19 protein-coding genes are annotated in these 21534 nt (G+C 62.2%); 5 read left to right on the top strand and 14 right to left on the bottom strand.

The features are described from left to right. Positions 1 to 40: 40 nt before the first annotated feature. Complete coding sequence (locus BS629_RS10020; protein ID WP_018244700.1) at positions 41 to 301, bottom strand: BON domain-containing protein; 261 nt, start codon at positions 299 to 301, stop codon at positions 41 to 43. Between the two features lie 179 nt (positions 302 to 480). On the opposite strand from BS629_RS10020, the gene BS629_RS10025 reads away from it, so the two are divergent. Both BS629_RS10025 and BS629_RS10030 read left to right on the top strand, forming a co-directional pair. After that, positions 481 to 747, top strand: coding sequence for a PQQ-binding-like beta-propeller repeat protein (locus tag BS629_RS10025; RefSeq protein ID WP_026188617.1), 267 nt, complete (start codon positions 481 to 483; stop codon positions 745 to 747). Positions 748 to 854: 107 nt separating this feature from the next. Beyond that, positions 855 to 2915 (top strand): ATP-dependent helicase, encoded by a 2061-nt coding sequence (locus BS629_RS10030; RefSeq protein ID WP_018244698.1) that lies wholly within the window; start codon positions 855 to 857, stop codon positions 2913 to 2915. 11 nt (positions 2916 to 2926) lie between these two features. Here the strand turns inward: BS629_RS10030 and BS629_RS10035 are convergent, their stop codons facing one another. From BS629_RS10035 to mscL, 5 genes are all read right to left on the bottom strand, one after another. Then, the gene (locus tag BS629_RS10035) at positions 2927 to 3979 is read right to left on the bottom strand and encodes an enoyl-CoA hydratase/isomerase family protein (RefSeq protein WP_018244697.1); all 1053 of its coding nucleotides are present in this window, start codon (positions 3977 to 3979) and stop codon (positions 2927 to 2929) included. Positions 3980 to 4060: 81 nt separating this feature from the next. Then, the gene (locus BS629_RS10040; protein ID WP_026188616.1) at positions 4061 to 6022 is read right to left on the bottom strand and encodes a putative bifunctional diguanylate cyclase/phosphodiesterase; all 1962 of its coding nucleotides are present in this window, start codon (positions 6020 to 6022) and stop codon (positions 4061 to 4063) included. 108 nt (positions 6023 to 6130) lie between these two features. Further along, the gene (gene galE / locus BS629_RS10045; RefSeq protein WP_026188615.1) at positions 6131 to 7165 is read right to left on the bottom strand and encodes a UDP-glucose 4-epimerase GalE; all 1035 of its coding nucleotides are present in this window, start codon (positions 7163 to 7165) and stop codon (positions 6131 to 6133) included. A 220-nt stretch (positions 7166 to 7385) separates the two neighbouring features. Beyond that, entirely contained in the window at positions 7386 to 8552 is a 1167-nt protein-coding gene (locus BS629_RS10050) for a pyridoxal phosphate-dependent aminotransferase (protein WP_018244694.1), read from the bottom strand. A 122-nt stretch (positions 8553 to 8674) separates the two neighbouring features. Further along, entirely contained in the window at positions 8675 to 9112 is a 438-nt protein-coding gene (mscL, locus tag BS629_RS10055) for a large conductance mechanosensitive channel protein MscL (RefSeq protein WP_012755977.1), read from the bottom strand. 206 nt (positions 9113 to 9318) lie between these two features. On the opposite strand from mscL, the gene BS629_RS10060 reads away from it, so the two are divergent. Then, a complete protein-coding gene (locus tag BS629_RS10060; RefSeq protein ID WP_018244693.1) occupies positions 9319 to 12843 on the top strand; it encodes a hybrid sensor histidine kinase/response regulator in 3525 nt (1174 codons plus the stop codon). 8 nt (positions 12844 to 12851) lie between these two features. Here the strand turns inward: BS629_RS10060 and BS629_RS10065 are convergent, their stop codons facing one another. Then, on the bottom strand, positions 12852 to 13409 hold the full coding sequence (locus BS629_RS10065; RefSeq protein ID WP_018244692.1) for a TetR/AcrR family transcriptional regulator: 558 nt from the start codon (positions 13407 to 13409) through the stop codon (positions 12852 to 12854). A 137-nt stretch (positions 13410 to 13546) separates the two neighbouring features. Here BS629_RS10065 and BS629_RS10070 point away from each other — a divergent pair, with 137 nt between their 5' ends. After that, on the top strand, positions 13547 to 14749 hold the full coding sequence (locus BS629_RS10070; protein WP_018244691.1) for an MFS transporter: 1203 nt from the start codon (positions 13547 to 13549) through the stop codon (positions 14747 to 14749). A 9-nt stretch (positions 14750 to 14758) separates the two neighbouring features. Here BS629_RS10070 and BS629_RS10075 read toward each other — a convergent pair whose 3' ends face one another. Both BS629_RS10075 and BS629_RS10080 read right to left on the bottom strand, forming a co-directional pair. Then, a complete protein-coding gene (locus tag BS629_RS10075; protein ID WP_018244690.1) occupies positions 14759 to 15202 on the bottom strand; it encodes a YybH family protein in 444 nt (147 codons plus the stop codon). Between the two features lie 118 nt (positions 15203 to 15320). Continuing rightward, on the bottom strand, positions 15321 to 15725 hold the full coding sequence (locus BS629_RS10080) for a GFA family protein (RefSeq protein ID WP_018244689.1): 405 nt from the start codon (positions 15723 to 15725) through the stop codon (positions 15321 to 15323). A 58-nt stretch (positions 15726 to 15783) separates the two neighbouring features. Between BS629_RS10080 and BS629_RS10085 the strand changes: the two genes are divergently transcribed. After that, on the top strand, positions 15784 to 16284 hold the full coding sequence (locus BS629_RS10085; RefSeq protein ID WP_018244688.1) for a MarR family winged helix-turn-helix transcriptional regulator: 501 nt from the start codon (positions 15784 to 15786) through the stop codon (positions 16282 to 16284). Positions 16285 to 16450: 166 nt separating this feature from the next. Here the strand turns inward: BS629_RS10085 and BS629_RS10090 are convergent, their stop codons facing one another. From BS629_RS10090 to BS629_RS10110, 5 genes are all read right to left on the bottom strand, one after another. After that, positions 16451 to 16660: a cold-shock protein gene (locus BS629_RS10090; protein WP_003545273.1), complete on the bottom strand. Its 210-nt coding sequence runs from the start codon at positions 16658 to 16660 to the stop codon at positions 16451 to 16453. 279 nt (positions 16661 to 16939) lie between these two features. Further along, positions 16940 to 17503, bottom strand: coding sequence for a YdeI/OmpD-associated family protein (locus BS629_RS10095; protein WP_018244686.1), 564 nt, complete (start codon positions 17501 to 17503; stop codon positions 16940 to 16942). 119 nt (positions 17504 to 17622) lie between these two features. Next, positions 17623 to 19836: an FAD-dependent oxidoreductase gene (locus tag BS629_RS10100; RefSeq protein WP_018244685.1), complete on the bottom strand. Its 2214-nt coding sequence runs from the start codon at positions 19834 to 19836 to the stop codon at positions 17623 to 17625. Positions 19837 to 19852: 16 nt separating this feature from the next. Then, the gene (locus tag BS629_RS10105) at positions 19853 to 20236 is read right to left on the bottom strand and encodes a cupin domain-containing protein (RefSeq protein ID WP_017990215.1); all 384 of its coding nucleotides are present in this window, start codon (positions 20234 to 20236) and stop codon (positions 19853 to 19855) included. A gap of 2 nt (positions 20237 to 20238) precedes the next feature. After that, positions 20239 to 21447 (bottom strand): acetyl-CoA C-acetyltransferase, encoded by a 1209-nt coding sequence (locus tag BS629_RS10110; protein WP_018244684.1) that lies wholly within the window; start codon positions 21445 to 21447, stop codon positions 20239 to 20241. Positions 21448 to 21534 lie beyond the last annotated feature (87 nt).

The following is a 21534-nucleotide window of genomic DNA, read 5'->3' on the forward strand; positions in this document are numbered from 1 at the left end:
ATGAGCGCGCGAACCGGCGCGGCATCCCATTCTCAAGACTTCAGCGTCGCAGCAGGCGACCACGCACATAGCCTCGCCCGACGACGCCCTCGGCGATCTCGATCGCCCGCTCTACATCGCCCCGCCGGCGCACGAAACCCTCCAGGATGAGATAGGAGCCGGATATGCTGACGGTGATTTCGCCGGCTTCGAAATCGGCGGCCGCATGAAGGGCGCTTTCCACCGAGGCGCGCGTCGCGGCATCGCTGTGGCCCTGCCGGCCGGGCTCGTCATGCCCCGTGAATGCTGGAAAGCCGAGCACCGTGAACGTTTCCTGATGTTGGTTGATGTCTGTTAACGCCGCAGGTACGCATTTCGTTGCGTCCCCCGGAAAAGAAGAGCCTGCTCGACAGCGATACCTGCGCGGGCGGCATGGGCTACCCTTGGCGAAAGGTGCGGCGGCTTCCATATCTGGCTGCAGTCGAAAGAGGGATGATGACGATGAAAGCGCTTCTGCCTGCCTTGTTTGCCGGGGCATTGCTTGCCGGCTGCTCCTCGGCCGATACGCCGGCGCTGGACCCCATTCCCGGCAGCATTACCTATGGCGGCCAGCCGCGAACGAAGCTCACCAAGTCGCCGGTCGGCAGCGCCGTCTACAACCAGTTCTACAACGGGACGGGACAGCGCGTGGAGGAAACCTATATCCTTCAGCCCGACCGCAGCCTGAAGCTGGTGCGGCGCGTAGTCGGTCCGGATTTCCCCGACTGAGATGTTGCTCGCACGCCAGATCGCTTGACAGAGGCGGCAATCGCGAACATTCAAGGAACATCTAATCTTTCCCCAGTGATTCTGCGGGAGCCCGACCGGACGGCTGGATGTATCTCGAAAAGCTCAATCCGCAGCAGCGCATGGCCGTCGAGCACGGCACGCTCATCGACGGCAGCCATATTGCCGGGCCGCTGCTGGTCATTGCCGGCGCCGGCTCAGGCAAGACGAATACCTTGGCGCATCGGGTCGCTCATCTGATCGTCAAAGGCGCCGATCCCCGCCGCATCCTGCTGATGACCTTTTCGCGCCGGGCAGCCGCTGAGATGGCGCGGCGCGTCGAGCGCATCTGCCGCGATGTGCTTGGTGCGAATGCCGGCGTCATGGCGGATGCGCTTTCCTGGTCCGGCACCTTCCATGGCATCGGCGCGCGGCTGTTGCGCGATTATGCCCAACAGATCGGCCTCGACCCGGATTTCACCATCCACGACCGCGAAGACAGCGCCGATCTGATGAACCTGATCCGGCACGACCTCGGTTTCTCAAAGACGGAAAGCCGTTTTCCCACAAAGGGCACCTGCCTTGCCATTTATTCCAGAGCGGTGAATTCGGAAACCGCGCTCGACCTCGTGCTGCGCGACGTCTTTCCCTGGTGCGCGGCGTGGGAAAAACAGTTGCGCGAACTTTTCGCCAGCTATGTCGAGGCCAAGCAGAGCCAGAACGTGCTCGACTACGACGATCTGCTGCTCTACTGGGCACAGATGGTTGGCGAGGCTGTCATTGCCGAGGACATCGGCAGCCGCTTCGACCATGTGCTCGTTGATGAATATCAGGACACCAACCGGCTGCAGGCCTCGATCCTGCTGGCGCTGAAGCCCGGTGGCCAGGGGCTGACCGTCGTCGGTGACGATGCGCAGTCGATCTATTCCTTCCGCGCCGCGACGGTGCGCAATATCCTCGATTTTCCCGCCGCCTTCAGCCCGGCCGCCAATATCGTCACGCTCGACCGCAACTACCGCTCGACGCAGCCGATCCTCGCCGCCGCCAACGCCGTCATCGATCTCGCCTCGGAGCGCTTCACCAAGAACCTCTGGACCGAGCGGCAATCGTCCGAGCGGCCGCGCCTCGTCACGGTGCGCGATGAGGCCGAGCAGGCGCGCTACGTCGCCGACACGGTGCTCGACAATCGCGAGGAAGGCCTCACGCTCAAGCAGCAGGCCGTTCTCTTCCGCGCCTCGCATCACAGCGGGCCGCTGGAGGTCGAGCTGACCCGGCGCAACATTCCCTTCGTCAAATTCGGCGGGCTGAAGTTTCTCGACAGCGCGCATGTGAAGGACATGCTGGCCGCCCTTCGCTTCGCGCAGAACCCGCGCGACCGGGTGGCGGGCTTCCGGCTGATGCAGATCCTGCCGGGCGTCGGGCCGTCGACGGCGCAGAAGACGCTCGACCTGATGGCCGAGGATGCCAGCCCGATTTCTGCTCTCGCAGCCATGCCGGCGCCGCCGCGCTCCGGCGAGGACTGGACAATGTTCGTCTCGATGCTGCAGGAGCTGAAGGCCGGCAAGGCCGGCTGGCCGGCGGAAATCGGCCTGGCGCGGCAATGGTACGCGCCGCATCTGGAACGGCTGCACGAGGACGCAGCGACGCGGCAGGCCGACCTGTTGCAGCTCGAGCAGATCGCTGGTGGTTATGCCTCGCGCGAGCGCTTTCTCACCGAGCTCACGCTCGATCCGCCGGATGCGACCAGCGACCAGGCGGGCGTGCCGCATCTCGACGAAGACTATCTCATCCTGTCGACCATCCATTCCGCCAAGGGCCAGGAATGGACGAGGGTCTTCATGCTGAACGTCGTCGACGGCTGCATACCGAGCGATCTCGCCGTCGGCACCACCGCCGAAATCGAAGAGGAACGCCGCCTGCTCTATGTCGCCATGACGCGCGCCAGGGATGGTCTCGACCTTGTCGTGCCGCAACGCTTCTTCACCTATGGGCAGAACTCGCAGGGCGACCGGCACGTCTATGCCTCACGCAGCCGCTTCATTCCGGCAACGCTGCTGCAGTTCTTCGAGGCCTGCAGTTGGCCGCAGGTGAAATCTGGCAGCGTCGCCCAACAGCAGGCGCGGCAGGTGCGCATCGATGTCGGCGCCCGCATGCGCGGCATGTGGCGATAACTGGATAGCGTTCAGAGTGAAAGCGGCGGTTCGGCCGGTTTCAGGAAATTTTCGACCGTTGATGCCTCCACGGCCTCGACTGACGCCGGCGACCATTGCGGATTGCGATCCTTGTCGATGACGGCGGCGCGGATGCCCTCGAAAAAATCAGGATTATCAAGCATCTGCAGACAGGCGCCGAGTTCGCGGCCGAGGCATTCGGCAAGCGAGGCGCTGCGGCGGCCGGCCCTGAGCAGCCGCAAAGCGAGCTTGAGGCTGGTCGGTGAACGCGTCAGCATCACCCGGCGTGTCTCGGCGGCAAATTCGCCTTCCTCCCCGGCAAGCGCTGCCAGGATTTCCTCGACGCCGTCGAAACGGAATGCGCGATCGATCATTGCTGCGTTCTGCTTGAGCCGGCTTTCTCCCGCGAGCTCGGATAGCGCTTGCAACACGGCATCAACATCACTGGATGAGCTGCCACGCGGCAGGCCCGAGAGAGCATCGATCACCTCACCCAGCCGCGACGACGCGATCTGAAGGTCGGCAAGCCTAGCGTGGATCGCATCGGCCGCGCCGATATCAAGCCCTGTCAGACCGAGCCATGTTCCGGCTTCGCCGGGCGCGCGCGGCAGCAGCCAGGTGGCGCCGACATCCGGGACATAGCCGATGCCGGTTTCGGGCATGGCAAGCCGCGTGCGCTCGGTGACGATGCGGTGGCGGCCGTGCGACGACAGGCCGACGCCGCCGCCCATGGTGATGCCATCCATCAGCGCAACATAGGGTTTGGGATAGGAGGCAATCATATGGTTGAGGCGGAATTCCTCGCGCCAGAAGCTTGCCGCCAGGCCATCGCCAGCGCGGGCGCTCTCATGCAGGGCGCGGATATCGCCGCCGGCACAGAAGCCGCGTTCGCCCTCCCCCATCATCACGACGCTCGCCACCTCGGAATCCCCGGCAAAATCGTGAAGGGCCGCAGTGATCGTGCGGATCATCGGCAGCGTCAGGCTGTTCAGCGCCCGCGGCCGGTTGAGCCGGATCACCCCCGCGGTCTCCCGCCGTTCAATGATGACTTCGCCGTCTTGCATGGTTCACCTCATCCTGTTGAACCATGAATAGCCGACGATGCAGCATCGCTCCAGTCGATTTAAGACCGGTCGAAGATTGGTTCAGGCAGACAGCGAATTGCGGGCGGAGGCTGCGGCCTCGCACCGGGCGGCGTAATCAATGGCAAGTTCCAGCGGCAGCGGCCGCGAGAAATGATAGCCCTGCGCCAGACGAACGCCCATCGCCTTCAATCCCTCGGCGATCTCTTCGCTTTCGACGCCTTCGGCGACGGAGGCAATGCCGAGATTCTGGCAGAGATTGGCGACCGAGCGGGTGATGTTCATGCAACGGGCGTCACGATCGAAATTCATCACGAAGGACTTGTCGATCTTCAGCTTGTCGAAGCCGAGGCGATGAATATGGCTGAGGCTCGAATAGCCGGTGCCGAAATCGTCAAGGGCAATCGAGATGCCGGCGGCGCGCAGCATTGATATCACCTGGTCGGCGGTGTCGAAATCGGAGAGCAGTGCCGTCTCGGTGATCTCGAATTCGATGCGCCTGGGATCAATGCGAGAGCGGGTGATCATGGCAAGCAGCGCCATCGAGGTCTCGTGGTCGCAGATATCGCGTGCCGAGAGATTGAAGGACAGCCTGAGATGCCGTGGAATGATCGCCAGCGCTTCGAGCGCCTTGGCGAAGAGGATGCGGGTCATGCGGCCGATGACTGCCGTGCGCTCGGCAGCGGGAATGAAGGCTTCGGGACTGATCCGGCCGAAGCGGGCGCTGTCCCAGCGGGCGAGCGCCTCGTAAGCGACGACGCGGCCGCTCCTCAATTCGACGATCGGCTGATAGTCGAGTTTCAATTCCTGGGCGAAGTCGTTCGCCTGCAGCTCGAGTTCGATCAGGTGGCGCTGCGTCAGGATCTTCTCGTGCTCGGCCGAGAAGAATTCGACGCCGCTGCTGCGCTTGCTCTTGACCTGGTAAAGAGCGAAGTCGGCTTTCTCGTAGAGATCCTCGGCCGTGTACTCGCCGATATCGGGATAGACGATGCCACAGGAGCCAAAGACGCGGACCGAGCCGTCGGGGATTTCGTAGGGATCGCGGACGGCAGCACAAAGCGCCTGACCAAGATCGGCGATCGCCTGGCGTGTCATCGAGCAGGGGAAGATGATACCGAACTCATCACCGCCGAGACGAGAGACGATGCCCTCTTCGCCGACCAGCGTGACGAAGCGGCGGGCCGTCTCCTTGAGCACGAGATCACCGGCCGCATGGCCGAAGACGTCGTTGACAGGCTTGAAGCCATCGAGATCGAGAATGCCGAGGACGGGCGGCGTCGACGGATCCTTCTGCAGCCGTTTTTCCAGCGAGAGAAAGAAGCTGCGACGATTGGCAAGGCCGGTCAGTTGGTCATGCAGCGCGTTGCGGCTGTTGACGAGGTTCAGCTCCTCGGCTTCCGCCTGCTTCTGCTTCAATTCCTCGGTCAATTGCACGAGACCGACGAAATTCTGGAAATAGCTGTTGATCACCCGGAGGAAAGGCAGAATCAGGAAGAGGCCGCTGACGGCAGTCGCGACGAAAACGGGATTGCCGGAGAACATGAAGGTCGCAACCATGGCCGAGAAGGTGATCACAGTGGTCAGCGCCGCCGCTATCGGCAGATGCATCAGGCAAAAGATGCAGGAAATGCCTGTCACGACAAGGAAATAGGCGATCTGCCCCTGCTGGGAAGCATCGCCATATTGGTAAAGCGCGATTGCCCAGCTGCCGAAAGCGACGGCCAGGATGGCGGCGCCTGATATGGTGATCTTCATCAGCCTGTATGCCCGCTCGGCGGTCACGTCTTCCTTGCCCCTGATCTCCCACCAGCAGAGACGGAAGACGCAGACGACGCTCAAGGTCACGGGAATGTAGAGCGAGAGCCAGAGGGGCGCGGATTTGAGGTGGGTGATCGCCACCGCAAGGGCGTTGATGATCAGCAGGACATAGAGAATGGGGATCTGCGACGACAGGGCCTGGAACTGCGCCAGCAGAAGCGTCGGATTGTCTTTTTGCAGCTGCAATGAGGCCAGAAAGTTCTTCATCTTCTCTTTTCCGTTGGCCATTGCCAGCCAGAGAAAGCTTGATTTTTCCTTATTCACGTAACGGCATTGGGCCCCCGCATGGGCGGGGACCGTAAACAGGCTCCAGCATCAGAAAGAAGCGGCGGCGAGTGCCCGGTGGATGCTGTGCAGGTCGTCGACGCTCTTGTTCGACAGGAACAGTTCCCAATCGAGCGAGCTCTGAACGATGGTTTCGAGCGAATCGTATCTGGGCTTCCAGTCGAGCACTTGCCGAGCGAGCGAAGCGTCTGCGACGACGCTTGCCGAATCGCCGGCGCGCCGCGGCGCCATATGGATCTTGAAGGAATGCCCATGCAGGCGGGTGACCATGTTCAACACGTCGAGCACGGAATAGCCGCTGCCGTAACCACAATTGGCGACGAGCGAGCCCTTGCCTCTGCGCAGGTGCTGCAGCGCTTTCAGATGTGCATCCGTGAGATCGCTGACATGGATGTAGTCGCGCACGCCGGTGCCGTCATGGGTGGGATAATCGATGCCGTAGACATTGACGCTGTCGCGCCTGCCGAGTGCTGCCTCGCAGGCGACCTTGATGAGGTGCGTGGCGCCTGACGTCGACTGGCCGGCACGGTGGTGGGGGTCGGCGCCGGCGACGTTGAAGTAACGAAGCGCGACATAGTTGAAATCATAGGCGGCGGCGGCATCGCGCAGCATGAACTCGGTCATCAGCTTCGACTGGCCGTAAGGATTTTCCGGATTGAGGGGGGCGGTCTCCTTCACCGGCAGGTCGGTCTTTTGCTGACCATAGACGGCCGCCGTCGAGGAGAAGACGAAGTTGCGGATACCGGCCTTGACCGAAGCACTCAGAAGCGCCCGGGTCTTGCCGGAATTGTTGTCGTAATAAGAGAGCGGATCGGCGACCGAGACCGGGACGACGGCGGAGCCGGCGAAATGGATGATCGCCTCGATGTCGTTTTCAATGAAGACCTTTTTCAGTATGTCGGGGTCGGCAATGTCGCCGAGATAAAAACGCGCCGCCGGCGCCACGGCCCAGCGAAAGCCTGTGGAGAGGCGATCGAGCACGACCACATCCTCGCCCGCATCCAGCAGCGCCCACACCATGTGACTGCCGATATATCCGGCGCCGCCCGTCACCAAAACCGCCATGTCCCGCATCCCTGCTTTCGTTTTTATAAGCAGGGGCATCAGGCGCCGGTTTTTCTTTCCAATTTTCTTATCGAATGGCCTTTCAAGGGGCTTTGAACGGGTATGTTTGGAGTTGTGGTTAGAGGCCGATTTCGGGCTTTGCTAGAGTTTTATCGATCCGGCGATTCCGGCACAAATTCGATCCGGCACCCGCCACGATACCTGTTGCGGCCAGTGCTTCTCAGAGCTTGAGGATATAGTCGCAGAGACGCTCGGCTGCGGTCGCTACCTGCGTGGGGTCACGCAGGAAACAGGCGCGCAGGAAGAGTTCGCCGCCTCGGCCGAAGGCCGTTCCGGGGGCAAGGCCAACGCCTGTCTTGTCGACGATGTCGAGCGCTGCCCTGCGGCTGTCGGCGACGCCGTCGATCTTCAGGAAGGCGTAGATTGCGCCGTCCGGCTTCAGCGTCTCGACCCGATTGGTGGCGATCAGCGCATCGCAGAGAATATCGCGGGAGCGGGCCGCCTTGGCGATATTGGCAGCGACGAAATCGTCGCCTTGATCAAGGGCTGCGACGGCGCCCTTTTGCATGAACTGCGCCACTCCCGATGTCGAATATTGGATGAGGTTTTCGAGCACCTGACCCATCTCCGGCGGCGCGACAATCCAGCCGACGCGCCAGCCGGTCATCGACCAGTTCTTCGAGAAGGAATTGACGAAGATGATCTTGTCATCAGGTTCCATCACATCGAGGAAAGAGGGCGCGCGGCCACCGGCAAAGTAATAGCGGGCGTAGATTTCATCCGCCATGATCCAGAGGTCGTGCCTGCGGGCAAGCGCCAGGATATCGCGAAGATCCTGTTTCGTGGCCGTCCAACCCGTCGGGTTCGACGGCGTGTTGATGAAGATGCCTTTGGTCTTCGGCGTGATCGCGGTTTCGATGCGGTCAAGGTCGACCACCCATTTACCGCCTTCGAACTGCAGCTCAACACCGACGGAGCGCGCACCGGATATTTCGAGAGCGGCGGCGATATTCGGCCAGGAAGGCGAGAGGTAAACCAGTTCGTCACCCGGCGAGGTCAGCGCCTGCACGGCGATCTGGATCGCCTGCATGCCGGAACCGGTGACGTAGAAATGCTCGATCGGAAGCCGGATTCCGAAATGTCTGGTGTAATAATCCGAAAGCGCCTGGCGAAGCTCCGGAATGCCGCGCTGCCAGGTGTAGAAGGTCTCGCCGGCGGCCAGCGCGTCCATCGCCGCCCTGCTGATGAAATCGGGCGTCGGCAGATCGCCTTCACCCACCCAGAGCGGCAGCAGACCTTCGCGGCCACGGGCATAATTGACGACTTCGACGATCCCGCTTTCGGGCGCCGCTACGGCGCGCGGGCTGAGGCTGCTCACGATCGACATGCATATCTCCGGTTTCCGCCTTCATAGCGGATTTGGGCCGGCAAATCCCATGACATCCAGTGATAGCATATCTATTTTCGTGATGATTGAGCCCGGCCGGAGCGGACGGGCTCCAGCCCGGATCAAGCCGTCGGGCGCGTGGCGAGAAGATCGCGGATTTCCGTCAGCAGCTGAACGTCTGCCGGCGGCGCTGGCAGCTCTTCCGGTGCCACCTTTTCCTGGCGCTCGACCTGGGCACGCAGGGTGTTTACGCCCTTGACCATCAGGAAGATGATCCAGGCGAGAATGAGGAAGTTGATGAGCACGGTGAGGAAACTGCCATAGGCAAACACCGCTCCCTGCTCGCGGGCGGCGGCGAGCGACTGTGCGTTGACGGCCGACGACAGTGGGAGGAAGTAATTCGAAAAATCGAAACCGCCGAAAATGGCGCCGACGATCGGCATAATGAGGTCATCCACCAAAGATTTGACGATGCCACCGAAGGCGCCGCCGATGATGACGCCGACTGCAAGATCCATGACATTGCCGCGGGCGATAAAGGCCTTAAACTCATTGAGCATCGGATCCGTCTCCCTTTGATACAATTGTTTTTACTAGCTACATCTTCATTGCAATTAATCAATCGGCAATCGCAATTATTTGGGGATACCCCGTGCGGTCTTTGACTTAAGGCCTAGACCGGCGGGAATTCTCAAAGTGCTTGAAATAACTTAAGCTGACCCACGTTGCGGGAGGTCCCGGCGGGTTTTCCGCCGGCGGAGGGTCAATGCTTCCAGGCTGGGTCATATTCGCGTCTGCCTTCGGCTATCTGCTCCTGCTTTTCGCCGTGGCGAGCTATGGCGACCGCAAGAACCGCAGCCCGAGCACGCTCGACCGCGGCCCCGGCACGCTGGAAGGCGGATGGCCGGTGGTCTATGCGCTGAGCCTTGCGATCTACTGCACCTCCTGGACCTATTTCGGCAGCGTCGGGCTTGCGGCGCAGCGCGGCCTGGAATTTGCCGGCATCTATATCGGCCCCATCCTGGTCTTCACGCTCGGCATGCCGTTGCTTCGCCGCATCATCGAGCTCGCCAAGGCGGAGAAGCTCACCTCGGTCGCCGATTTTGTCGCCGCGCGCTACGGCAAGAACCCGACGGTTGCCACGATCGTCGCCCTGATCTCGCTGATCGGCGCCATTCCTTATATCGCGCTGCAGCTCAAGGCGATCTCGAGCACGGTCAGCGCCATGGTCAATCCGTCCGATTACGGCATCGGCAGCGGCAATCTCTATTTCCTCGACCTGCCGCTCGTCGCAACGCTGGTGCTTGCCTGCTTCGCCATCATGTTCGGCACGCGGCATACGGATGCGACGGAGCATCAGGATGGGCTGATCCTCGCCGTCTCGATGGAATCCGTCGTCAAGCTCGTCGCCTTCCTGACGGCGGGCGTCTGCGTCATCTGGTTTCTCTTCGATGGCCCGACTGATCTCTGGCGCAAGACCGTCGACAATGAGCTGGTCATGTCGGCGCTCAGCTACCATACGCCGATCAGCCGCTGGATCACCCTGATCATCTTGTCGGCTTTCGCGATCATCCTGCTGCCGCGGCAATTCCACGTGACGGTTGTCGAAAACCGAACCCCGAAACAGCTGAAACTCGCAGGCTTCCTGTTTCCCAGCTATCTCATCGCCATCAATCTCTTCGTGCTGCCGGTGGCGATCGGCGGGCTGCTGACCTTCGGCGGCACCGGCAATGCCGATTTCTACATGCTGTCGCTGCCGCTTGCCGGTCAGATGCCGGTCGTGTCGCTGATCATCTTCATCGGCGGCTTCTCCGCCGCAACGGCGATGGTCATCGTCGATTCCGTTGCATTGTCGATCATGGTGTCGAACGACATCATCATGCCGATCTTCCTCAGGCACAAACTTGCCGGCCGCGCCAGCCAGCGCGACAATTTTGCCAAGACGCTGCTCAACATCCGCCGCAGTGCCATCTTCGCCGTGCTGCTGTTCGGCTACGCCTATTACCGTTCGACCGACAGCACCGCTGGCCTTGCCTCGATCGGCCTTCTTTCCTTTGCCGCGATCGCGCAAATCGCCCCAGCGCTGTTCGGCGGGCTGATCTGGCGACGGGCGAACGCGCGCGGCGCGATCCTCGGGCTGACCTCCGGCTTCGTGATCTGGGTCTACCTGCTGTTCCTGCCCTCGCTCGGCGGGCCCGATTATTCCTATGTGGCGAGCGCCGTGCTCGGCTTCATCTTTCCCGGGACCTCGCTATTCACCGCAGCCGACGCCGATCCGCTGGTCAATGCGACGGCGATGAGCCTGCTCGTCAACACCGCCTTCTTCGTCGTCGGCTCGCTCACCCGCAACGCCAAGCCGCTGGAACGCATTCAGGCCGGCATCTTCGTCAAGCGGCATTCGCGCTCGCAATTTGCCACACGCGGCTGGAAGACCCGCATCAGCGTCGGCGATCTCAAGGCGGCGATCTCACGTTATCTCGGCGAGGAACGCATGCAGCGTTCTTTCACGACCTACGAACAAAGCTCTGGCCGCAAGCTGGAGGATGAGCAGCCGGCCGACATGGCGCTCATCCATTTCAGCGAACAGCTGCTCGGCAGCGCCATCGGCTCGTCCTCGGCCCGGCTGGTGCTGTCGTTGATCCTGCAGAAGATCGAGGATGCCTCTTCCGACACGGCCTGGCTGCTCGATCAGGCGAGCGAGGCGCTGCAATATAACCAGGACATGCTGCAGACGGCGCTTTCGCAGATGGACCAGGGCATTGCCGTCTTCGACAGTTCCAACCGGCTGACGATCTGGAACCGGCGCTTCCGGCAATTGCTGGATCTGCCGGAAAGTGCCGGCCAGGTTGGTTTCCCCTTGTCCGATATCGTCACCACGCTCAGCCAGCGCGGCGACATCGCGCCCGGCGATCTCAGCCAGACGGTGCGGCATTTCCTGACGCTCGACAAACCCTTTTCACTGGTGCTCGGCGGCGGCGAGCGGATCATCGAGGTGCGCTCCAATGCGATGCCGGACAAGGGCATCGTCGCCACCTTCACCGATATCACCCAGCGCGTCAGCGCCGACCAGGCACTGAAACAGGCGAATGAGACGCTGGAACAGCGCGTCGCCGAACGCACGGCCGAGCTTACCCGGGTCAACCGCGAACTCGGCGAGGCACGCGCCGCCGCCGACGAGGCGAATATCGGCAAGACACGCTTTTTCGCCGCCGCCGGCCACGATATCCTGCAGCCGCTCAATGCCGCCAGGCTCTATTCCTCGGCACTGGTCGAACGCATGGCGCAATCCGAGAACAGCCCGATCGTGCGCAACATCGATTCCGCTTTGGAATCGGTCGAGACCATTCTCGGGGCGGTGCTCGATATCTCCAGGCTCGATACCGGCGCCATGCGGCCGCGGCTCGCCTCCGTCGCGCTCTCCGACCTGCTGGAGCGTATCCAGACCGATTTCGCGCCGATCGCCCGCGAAAAGCAGCTGAAGCTGGTGGTGATGCCGACGTCGCTCAGGGTCCGCTCCGACCCCAATCTTCTGCGCCGGCTGGTGCAGAACCTGGTTTCCAACGCCATCAAATACACGATCTCAGGCAAGGTGCTGGTCGGAGCGCGGCGGCGCGGCAACCAGGTGATCATCCAGGTGATCGATTCCGGCATCGGCATCCCACCGTCGAAATTCCGCACCGTGTTCAAGGAATTCGCGCGGCTGGACGAAGGTGCGAAAACCGCCTCCGGCCTCGGGCTCGGCCTGTCGATTGTCGACCGCATCGCCCGCGTCCTCAACCATCCGGTCGAGCTGCAGTCGACACATGGCAAGGGCACGGAATTCCGTATCGCCATGCCGCTCGACGTCTCGCGCCCGGCCGCGGCCACAGCGGCAATCACGCCTGCCGACCGTCCGGGGCAGCCGCTGAGCGGGTTGAAGATCCTCTGCATCGACAATGAGCCGAAGATCCTCGAAGGCATGCGGCTGTTGATCAGCGGCTGGGGCTGCGAGGTGGAGGCGCTGGATTGCCTCGCCGACGTCACCGCCGTCGATGGCCAGGAGGGAGCGCCTGATATCGTCATCGCCGATTATCATCTCGGCGACGGCACCGGCATTGCCGCAATCCTGCATCTGCGCCGGCAGTTCGGCGCCGATATCCCCGCTTTGCTGATCACGGCCGACCGCACGCCGGAGGTGCGCAGCGAGGCCGAGCGATACGGCATCGCCGTTCAGCACAAGCCGGTGCGGCCGGCGGCGCTGCGCGCCTATATCACCCAGATTTCCGGCCTCAAGCGCGCAGCTGCGGAGTAAGAGGCAGCCTACAGCGGCGCGCCCATGACGCGCGAGACGAGATCGCGCACGCGCGCTGCATCCGGCACATCGCCGAACAGGATGCGGTACATGATCGGCGCCACGACCTGATCCATGACGCGCTCGACATCCGGAAAGGCCTCGCCGCGGGCCTTCGCCCTCTCGGCGATGAGACCGACCTGCTGGCGGGTAAATTCAGCGCATTTACAGGCATTTGCGCTCGCTTGCGCCGCCAATACGTCGCGGATCATCTCGCGGCCCGGGCCGGAGGACATTTCCTCGGCATATTGCTCGGCCCAAGCTTCCAGATCGGCCTTGCCGCTGCCGGCATCGATCGGCTGCATATCCGGCCGCAGCCGATCGACGGCGACATCGGCGAGAAGCTGTTGCAGGTCGCCCCAGCGGCGATAGATGGTCGACGGCGTCACCCCCGCCTTGCCGGCGATCAGCGGGATCGTGACCTCGGCGCGGCTCATCTCCGCCAGCAGCTCACGGACTGCCTTGTGCACCGATGCCTGAACCCGGGCGCTTCTGCCGCCCGGACGGAGGTTCTCTTTGACTGTCATGCCTGCAACCCGACTTTCGCCCCTTGACACCGTTGGTTCAAAATCTTTGATAGAATTATTAACGCAAATAATTTGCTTTTATGAGGCGCCAGCTCTACATAAGCTAACGCAACGGCTTAGCTTTAAGGGGCTTATATATGTTCGCCGCAGCCAAATCCACCGAGAATTCGCCACGCCCCTCGATCGGCTTTCATGCGCTGACGCTCGCGACCTTCTTCGGCGCCTCCGCGGCGCCGACGCCGCTCTACCGGATCTATCAGGAAAACTTTTCCGTCTCGCCGGTGCTGATCACGGTGATCTTTGCGGTCTATGCCTTCGCGCTGCTGGCGGCGCTGCTGACCGCCGGTTCGATCTCAGATCATCTCGGCCGCAAGCCGGTGATCTTTTTCGCCCTCGTGCTCGAAATCGTCGCCATGGCGCTCTTCGTTGTCGCCAGCGGTCCCGGTTGGCTGATCGCAGCACGGATCGTGCAGGGGCTGGCAACGGGAATCGCCGGCGCCTCGCTCGGAGCAGCGCTCGTCGATGTCGACCGGGCAAAGGGACAGATCGTCAACTCGATCGCGCCGCTTTCCGGCATGGCGGTGGGTGCGGTCGGCACCAGCGCCTTGATCCAATACGGCCCCTTCCCGATGCATCTGATCTATGCGCTGCTGCTCGTCGCCTTCACGCTGCAGGCGGCCGCCATCTGGCTGATAGGCGAGACCGGCGGCACGCGGCCGGGCGCGCTCGGCTCGCTGATACCGCGGGTCACCGTTCCGCCGCAGGTGAAGCGGCCGCTGTCGCTGGTGACGCCGATCAACATCGCCAACTGGACGCTTGCCGGTTTCTATCTCTCGCTGGTCCCGTCCTTGGTCGCCACCACGACCGGCAGCCGGGCGCCGCTGACCGGCGGGGCCGTCGTCACCGCATTGATGGTAAGCGGGGCGATCGCCGTCTATCTCAGGCGCAGCAAGACGGCATCGGCCAATCTGGCTTTCGGCGTGTCGGCCAAGACGCTCGGCATCCTGACCGTCGTTGCCGGCGTACATCTCGCCAATGTGCCGCTGCTGCTCGTCGGCACGATTTTTACCGGCGCCGGTTTCGGCACCAATTTCCTCGGTTCGATCGGCACGATCATGCCGCTCGCCAAACCGGATGAGCGCGCCGGGCTGCTGTCGGCCTTCTACGTCCAGAGCTACCTCGCCTTCAGCCTGCCGGCGATCCTGGCCGGGTTCCTGGCAAAATCGGCCGGCTACGCGCTGACGACCGATATCTATGCGACGGCGATCCTGCTGTTGATGGGCGTCGGGATGATGAGCATTCGCGCCGACCGGCGCAGGGTGGCGGAGAGCGCTGCCTGAGGATGCAGTTCACGGCTTCAGATCAAGCAGCGCCCGGCCGCTGCCATCCATGGCGAAGGGCACCGAGGCGTGCTGGTGGGCAACCAACCAGCGGCCGTCCTGCTTGACGAGACCGAGGGTCTGGCGGAACCAGAGATCGACCTCGGTGCCATCGGTCTTGGTCCCGGTCATGCGCATGAGGCCGCTCCAGAAAGCGACATCCTCTCCGGCCGTCAGTCTGGCATCGCGCACCTCGCCGCCGATCGGGCCTTCCCACGTATCGAACCAGGCTTGCAGACCCGCCTCGTCCTGGCCGCAATAGACGAGCGGCGGCGCCAGCGAAAATTCGACGGAATCCTCGGCCTCATAGGAAAGCGCGTCGCTGGCGTTCTTCTCACCCAGCGCCTTTGCCCGCATCATCAGCATGGCGATGATTGCCTCTTCCTCGATCCTGGCATTCGCTTCATCTTTCACGGTCGTTCTCCTTCTCCGTTATGGACAGAGGACGAAGGGGAGGAGGACGATCCGACAGGGATGCATTTCCGTTTGCGCAATTCCAGCAAGACTGCTGCGCAGCTTTGCTGGAATTGCCTCAAAGATAACTCGTCACCGCCGGTTCGTTCCACCAGGCATCGTGCCTGCCGTCGGAGTAACGGACAGGCAGTGCTGCCAGTTCCTCAGGGGTGATATCGTCAAGGCAGGCGATGTTGATCGAGACATAGGCGCCACCAATCGCTTCGACATAACCGTCGCCATAGGCTGATACACCGCAGGTGCGGCAGAAGCGATGATGGCCGCTCCTGGTGTTGAACTGATAGTCGGCCGTTTCCGCCTCTTCGCACATCAGCCGGAAATCCTCCGGCTTGACGTTGGCGCCCCAATAGCGCCGCTTGGCGCAGATCGAACAATTGCAGCGGCCGGTGCCCTCGTCGAGGTCCATGTCCACCTCGTAGTGCACTTTGCCGCAATGGCAGCTTCCTCTGTAGGTTTTCTTCACGGCGCTCTCCTCCTTCGGCGTTGTCTTCAGTCTCCGAATATGACAATATATTGTCATTATGGATGAGATACAAAATAGACAACATGTTGTCAAACAAAATCGACCGGAGCGGACGATGGAGGGGGATGCCTTTTCCGCTTTTGCGATCACCGCCCTTCGCCTCGCCGGCCATCTGACGGCGGCGGGCGACCATTTGGCAAAGCCGGCAGGGCAAACCAGCGCGCGCTGGCAGGTGCTGGCCGCGGCGCGGCGCGGCAACATGTCGGTGGCGCAGATCGCCCGTGCGCTCGGCGTCGCCCGCCAGGGCGTGCAGCGGCTCGCCGATGTACTGGAGGGTGAAGGGCTGATCGCCTATGCCGACAATCCGCAGCACCAGCGCGCCAAACTGGTGCGGCTGACGGAAGAAGGGGCGGCGCGGCTCGGCGTCATCGAGATCGCGCAAGCCGGATGGGCCGACAGGCTGGGCGGCGCCTTCACGTCAGCCGAACTCGATGCGGCGCGGGCGGTGATGGCGCGGGTCATGGAGATGCTGGAGGCGGATGAGGCGTCCCGCGGCTGAATAACTCACCACGGCATGTCTTGGGAAACCGAGCGGATAAGGCACGGCATCCGCCTGCCAGACACAAAAAAAGGCCGGGTTAACCCGACCTTCCCTGCTATCTCAACGAACCGTGCCAGTACATCCGTGGTCACGATCCGGAGATGATATTCAAAGCCTTGAAGGCTCAGGCCGCCTGGAGGCGGTCTGCCGACATCTTGCCGGACTTGTTGTCGCGGACGAGCTCGTAAGACAGCTTCTGGCCATCCTTGAGATCGCGCATGCCAGCGCGTTCAACGGCGGAGATGTGGACGAAAACGTCGGCTGCGCCGTCATCCGGCTGAATGAAGCCGAAGCCCTTGGTTGCGTTGAACCACTTTACGGTACCTGTGCTCATGACGATATCCTTTTCGAATCGTTCATAGAAGAATGCAGCTCGAACAAATGCCGAGCGGCGATGAAAACCGATTTTGGAGGAAGTTCGCCAGGAACGACGCGAGGCCGTTTCAAAGTTCATCTAGCAAGATCGATGCGCGGATATGTAATCGGAAATTGTGTCCGTGACAAGGCCGCACCAAGGGAAATCGGTGACGTTTCAGACACCGCGGACAGGTCTTTCCCTGCCGCGTGGCGCGGAAAACCGGGGGCGATTTTTTTGCAGAAACTGAAATACCGTCTATTCGGCCTGCGCCAACCTGGTGATCGCCTTGCCGAGGCGGGCGACCCGCACTTCCGGGCTCGTTGCCTTCAGGAGTGGCAGGACGATTGCATATTGGCCGGTCTTGTCGAGCCGAGCAAAGGCAGCGCCAGCGGCAGCGTTCTCAGCGAGCGCCGCCGCCAGATCGTCCGGTAGGCCGGTATCGCGTTGTGGAGCGTAGGCGACAGCCCAGCGTCCGTCGGCTTTGGCGGCAGCGACTTCGGCAAGCCCCGCGGGCCGCATGCGCCCGGTTTCTGCGAGTGCTGTGACCCGATCGACATTGAGCTTGGACCACGGACTTTTGGCGCGCCGGGGCGAATAACGCTGCAGGTAGGAGTTCGCGTCAAACCCCTTGCGCTGGCTGTCAATCCAGCCGTAACAGAGCGCCGCATCCAGCGCCTCATCGATGCTGATGAGAGTTCGTTTCGGATTTTTCTTACCAATCTTCAGCCAGGCGCCGGTCGATGCTGCGTGATGCACGCAGAGCCAATATTCCCACTCCAATGGATCGGCGAAGGCGAGGATGTCGGTGGATGGTTGCATGGGCGGTCCGATCCGGGTGACAGCGAGGCGTGTGTTGCTTGGCGATTACGGATTGCCGTCACCCCCTGCCCCATTCAACATTTGAAACCCGGCAAGAGCGGCACAGCTTAAAAGGCGGCCTAAGCCGCCTTCCCCACCTTTGCATAGGGGTCGAACCGACCGTAAAAGGTCTCGCCCTTGGCGGCCATGTCCTTCAGCAGCGGCGTCGGCTTGAAGTGACTTCCGTAAGTACTTGCTAACTTCTCAGCCAGTTCCACGAAAGCCTTCGCGCCCATCCCGTCGATATAGCTCAGCGCTCCGCCGGTGTAGGGCGCGAAGCCAAAGCCCAGGATCGACCCGACATCCGCTTCGCGCGGATCGGTGACGATGCCTTCCTCCACGGTGCGGGCGGCTTCCAGCGCGATGGTCACGAGGAAGCGTTGCTTCAGGACGTTGACGTCAACCTCGTCCGCCTGCTTCTGCGGGTAGAAGGTCTTGAGGTCGGGCCAGAGGGACTTCTTCGCCGGTTTCGGTGGATAGTCGTAGAAGCCCTTGGAATTCTTGCGGCCGAAGCGACCTTCCTTTTCCACCATGCGGGAGATGAGCTCCATATGCCTGGGGTCGATGGCTTTTTCGCCGAGATCGGAGACCGTCGCTTTGAGGATTTTCAGCGAGAGGTCGATGGCGACCTCGTCGTTGAGCGCCAGGGGGCCAACCGGCATGCCGGCCATCTTGGCGGCATTCTCGATCATGACAGGCGGCACGCCCTCGATCAACATGTCGTAGCTTTCCGACATGTAGCGCAGCACGCAGCGATTGACGAAGAAGCCGCGGGTGTCGTTGACGACGATCGGCGTCTTCTTGATGGCTGCGACATAATCAAGAGCGACGGCCAGCGCCCTGTCGCCGGTGTCGCTTCCCAAGATGACCTCAGTCAGCATCATCTTCTCGACAGGCGAGAAGAAGTGGATGCCGATGAAATCGGCCGGGCGTTTCGAATTCTTGGCGAGACCCGATATCGGCAGAGTCGAGGTATTGGAGGCAAAGATCGCGCCATCGGGCAGCACGGCTTCGACCGCCTCGATGACCGATTTCTTCACCTCCCGGTCCTCGAACACCGCCTCGATGACGAGATCGGCGTTGGCGAGGTCGGCATAGTCGGCCGACGGCGTGATGCGGGAGAGCAGTGCGGCTGCTTCATCCTGCGTAAGACGCCCCTTACCGACTGAATCCTTGACCAGACCTTCCGAGACGGTCTTGCCCTTGGTCGCCGCTTCGATGTCGCGGTCGATCAACGTCACGGAAATGCCGGCGGCGGCGGTGACATAAGCGATCGAGGCACCCATGAAGCCGGCGCCGACGACGCCGATATGTTTCAGCTCGGTCTTGGGGTGACCGGCCGGGCGGCGGGCGCCCTTGCCGAGCTCCTGCATGGAGATGAACAGCGAACGGATCATCGAGAAGGCTTCACGGGTCTGCAGCACCTCGGTGAAATAACGCTGCTCGATCTTCAGACCGGTGTCGAACGGCACCTGCAGGCCTTCGTAGACGCATTTCAGGATGGCAAGCGCTGCCGGATAATTGCCCGATGTTTCCCTGCGCAGGATCGCAGGCGCCGCCGGCCAGAGCTGGGCGGAAGCCGGCGTCCAGATGCCGCCGCCCGGTACCTTGAAGCCCTTCTCGTCCCAGGGGGCGACCGGCTTCAGGCCATCCTTGATCATCTGCTTGGCGGCCGGGATGAGCTGATCCGGTTCGACCACCTGATGCACCAGGTTCATCGCCTTGGCGCGGGAGCCGGTCAGCGACTGGCCCGTCGTCATCATCTGCAGCGCATCCTGGGCGTTCGCCAACCGCGGCACACGCTGCGTGCCGCCAGCGCCGGGGAAGATGCCGACCTTCACCTCAGGCAGCGCGATCTTGACGCTCTTGGCATTGGAGGCGACGCGGCCGTGGCAGGCGAGCGACAGTTCGAAGGCGCCGCCCATGCAGGTGCCGTTGATGGCGGACACCCAGGGCTTGCCCGATGTTTCGAGTTTGCGGAACAGGCCGCTCATGCGGCCGACCAGACCGAAGAGGTTCTGCACCGCCGTCTCTGGACTCTTTGCCTTCTCCTCCTGGTAGGAACTGAACATCGACTTGATCATCGACAGATCGGCGCCGCCGGAGAAGGAGGACTTGCCGGAGGTGAAGACGACACCCTTGACGGCGGCATCGGCGGTCGTGGCGTCGATGATGGCGTCCAGTTCTGCCATCACCTCCGCGGTGAAGACGTTCATCGATTTACCGGGCATGTCCCAGGTGACGAGAGCGATGCCGTCGGCGTCGGTTTCGAGCGTGAAATTGGTGTAGGTCATTGGGTTTCCTCCCCGATCAGGCCGGCAAATGGCTGCGCTGCGCGTCTAAGGTCTTCGTCTTTTCGGTGACGACATCGCCGGTATGCTTGGTCTGCGACGGCTCGAAAAGCACGATCCAGCATTCCTCCTCGGCAACCGGATTATGCTCGACACCTCTCGGCACGACATGGAAATCACCGGCGCTCAGATGCACATGCGGGCGGTCGCGATATTCGATGGTAAGCGACCCCTTCCAGATCAGAAAAAGCTCGTCTTCGTCGCGGTGCGAATGCCAGGTCAGCTGGCCCTGGACCTTGGCGAGCTTGACGCTCTGGCCGTTGAGATCGGCGATGACGCGGGGCGACCAGTGCTCGGTGACCTCGGCATATTCGGTTTCGATCGTGCCGGTGTTGAAGCCCATCGTCAGACCCTTTCGATAACCGTTGCCGTGCCCATGCCGGCGCCGATGCAGAGCGTCACCAGCGCGGTGTTGAGGTCGCGGCGCTCAAGTTCGTCCAGCACCGTGCCGAGGATCATCGCGCCGGTGGCGCCGAGCGGATGGCCCATGGCGATGGCGCCGCCATTGACGTTGATCCTGTTGTGATCGATGTCGAAGGCCTGCATGTAGCGCAGCACCACGGCAGCGAAAGCCTCGTTGAGTTCGAAGAGGTCGATGTCGGCAAGGTTCATGCCTGATCGTTTCAACAGTTTCTCGGTGACGTCGACAGGCCCGGTCAGCATCAGGGCCGGATCCGAGCCGATATTGGCGAAAGCCTTGATGCGGGCGCGCGGCTTTATGCCCATGCTCTCACCGCCGGCTTTGGAGCCGAGCAGGACGACGCTGGCGCCATCGACGATGCCGGAGGAATTGCCGGCATGGTGGACATAGTTGATGCGTTCGATCTCCGGATGGGCCTGGATGCCGACGGCCTCGAAGCCGCCCATCTCGCCGGGCATCTGGAAGGACGGATTGAGGGAGGCGAGCGCCTGCATATCCGTGCCGGGGCGCATGTGTTCGTCCTTTGCCAGGATCGTCAGGCCGTTCTGATCCTTGACCGAGATGACCGACTTGTCGAACCAGCCCTTTTCCCAGGCATGGGCGGCACGCTTCTGGCTTTCGACCGCGTAAGCGTCAACATCGGTTCTGCTGAAGCCGTATTTGGTGGCGATCAGATCGGCCGAGACGCCCTGCGGCATGAAATAGGCCGGGAAATTCACGGAAGGATCCATGAACCAGGCGCCGCCGGACATGCCGAGGCCGACGCGGGACATGCTTTCGACGCCGCCCGCGATGACGATGTCGTCGGCCCCTTGGGCGATCTTGCCCGCACCGAAATTAACGGCATCGAGGCCGGAGGCGCAGAAGCGGGAGATCTGCATGCCGGGCGCCTTCGTGGAGTAACCGGCTTCGAAGGCGGCGGCCTTGGGGATGACGGCACCGGCATCCATCACCGGATCGACGCAGCCCATGATGATGTCGTCGACCGTTTCCGTATTCAGCCCGTTGCGATCGCGGATTGCCTCCAGCGTCTTTGCCGCGAGGCGGACGGAGGGCACCTCATGAAGGGCGCCGTCCTTCTTGCCGCGGCCGCGCGGCGTACGCACGTGGTCGTAAATGAAAACCTCGGTCATTGTCTCATCTCCCTGACGGCGCGGCGGCGCCGGTGAATTTCGTTCTTCCCTGAGGGGTCTCCGGCAAAGCCGGAGCTAGAAGAAAGA

Source organism: Rhizobium leguminosarum bv. viciae USDA 2370 (assembly GCF_002008365.1).
Taxonomy (GTDB): domain Bacteria; phylum Pseudomonadota; class Alphaproteobacteria; order Rhizobiales; family Rhizobiaceae; genus Rhizobium; species Rhizobium leguminosarum.

Excerpts from the sequence above, each read along its gene's own strand:
- galE (WP_026188615.1), bottom strand. The coding sequence starts at position 7,165 with ATGGCGGTTTTGGTGACGGGCGGCGCCGGATATATCGGCAGTCACATG.
- BS629_RS10050 (WP_018244694.1), bottom strand. The coding sequence starts at position 8,552 with ATGTCGATCGTGAGCAGCCTCAGCCCGCGCGCCGTAGCGGCGCCCGAA.
- BS629_RS10065 (WP_018244692.1), bottom strand. The coding sequence starts at position 13,409 with ATGACAGTCAAAGAGAACCTCCGTCCGGGCGGCAGAAGCGCCCGGGTT.
- BS629_RS10060 (WP_018244693.1), top strand. The coding sequence starts at position 9,319 with ATGCTTCCAGGCTGGGTCATATTCGCGTCTGCCTTCGGCTATCTGCTC.
- BS629_RS10025 (WP_026188617.1), top strand. The coding sequence starts at position 481 with ATGAAAGCGCTTCTGCCTGCCTTGTTTGCCGGGGCATTGCTTGCCGGC.
- BS629_RS10105 (WP_017990215.1), bottom strand. The coding sequence starts at position 20,236 with ATGGGCTTCAACACCGGCACGATCGAAACCGAATATGCCGAGGTCACC.
- BS629_RS10110 (WP_018244684.1), bottom strand. The coding sequence starts at position 21,447 with ATGACCGAGGTTTTCATTTACGACCACGTGCGTACGCCGCGCGGCCGC.
- BS629_RS10070 (WP_018244691.1), top strand. The coding sequence starts at position 13,547 with ATGTTCGCCGCAGCCAAATCCACCGAGAATTCGCCACGCCCCTCGATC.
- BS629_RS10090 (WP_003545273.1), bottom strand. The coding sequence starts at position 16,660 with ATGAGCACAGGTACCGTAAAGTGGTTCAACGCAACCAAGGGCTTCGGC.
- BS629_RS10085 (WP_018244688.1), top strand. The coding sequence starts at position 15,784 with ATGGATGAGATACAAAATAGACAACATGTTGTCAAACAAAATCGACCG.
- BS629_RS10100 (WP_018244685.1), bottom strand. The coding sequence starts at position 19,836 with ATGACCTACACCAATTTCACGCTCGAAACCGACGCCGACGGCATCGCT.
- BS629_RS10095 (WP_018244686.1), bottom strand. The coding sequence starts at position 17,503 with ATGCAACCATCCACCGACATCCTCGCCTTCGCCGATCCATTGGAGTGG.
- BS629_RS10030 (WP_018244698.1), top strand. The coding sequence starts at position 855 with ATGTATCTCGAAAAGCTCAATCCGCAGCAGCGCATGGCCGTCGAGCAC.
- BS629_RS10040 (WP_026188616.1), bottom strand. The coding sequence starts at position 6,022 with ATGAAGAACTTTCTGGCCTCATTGCAGCTGCAAAAAGACAATCCGACG.
- mscL (WP_012755977.1), bottom strand. The coding sequence starts at position 9,112 with ATGCTCAATGAGTTTAAGGCCTTTATCGCCCGCGGCAATGTCATGGAT.
- BS629_RS10035 (WP_018244697.1), bottom strand. The coding sequence starts at position 3,979 with ATGCAAGACGGCGAAGTCATCATTGAACGGCGGGAGACCGCGGGGGTG.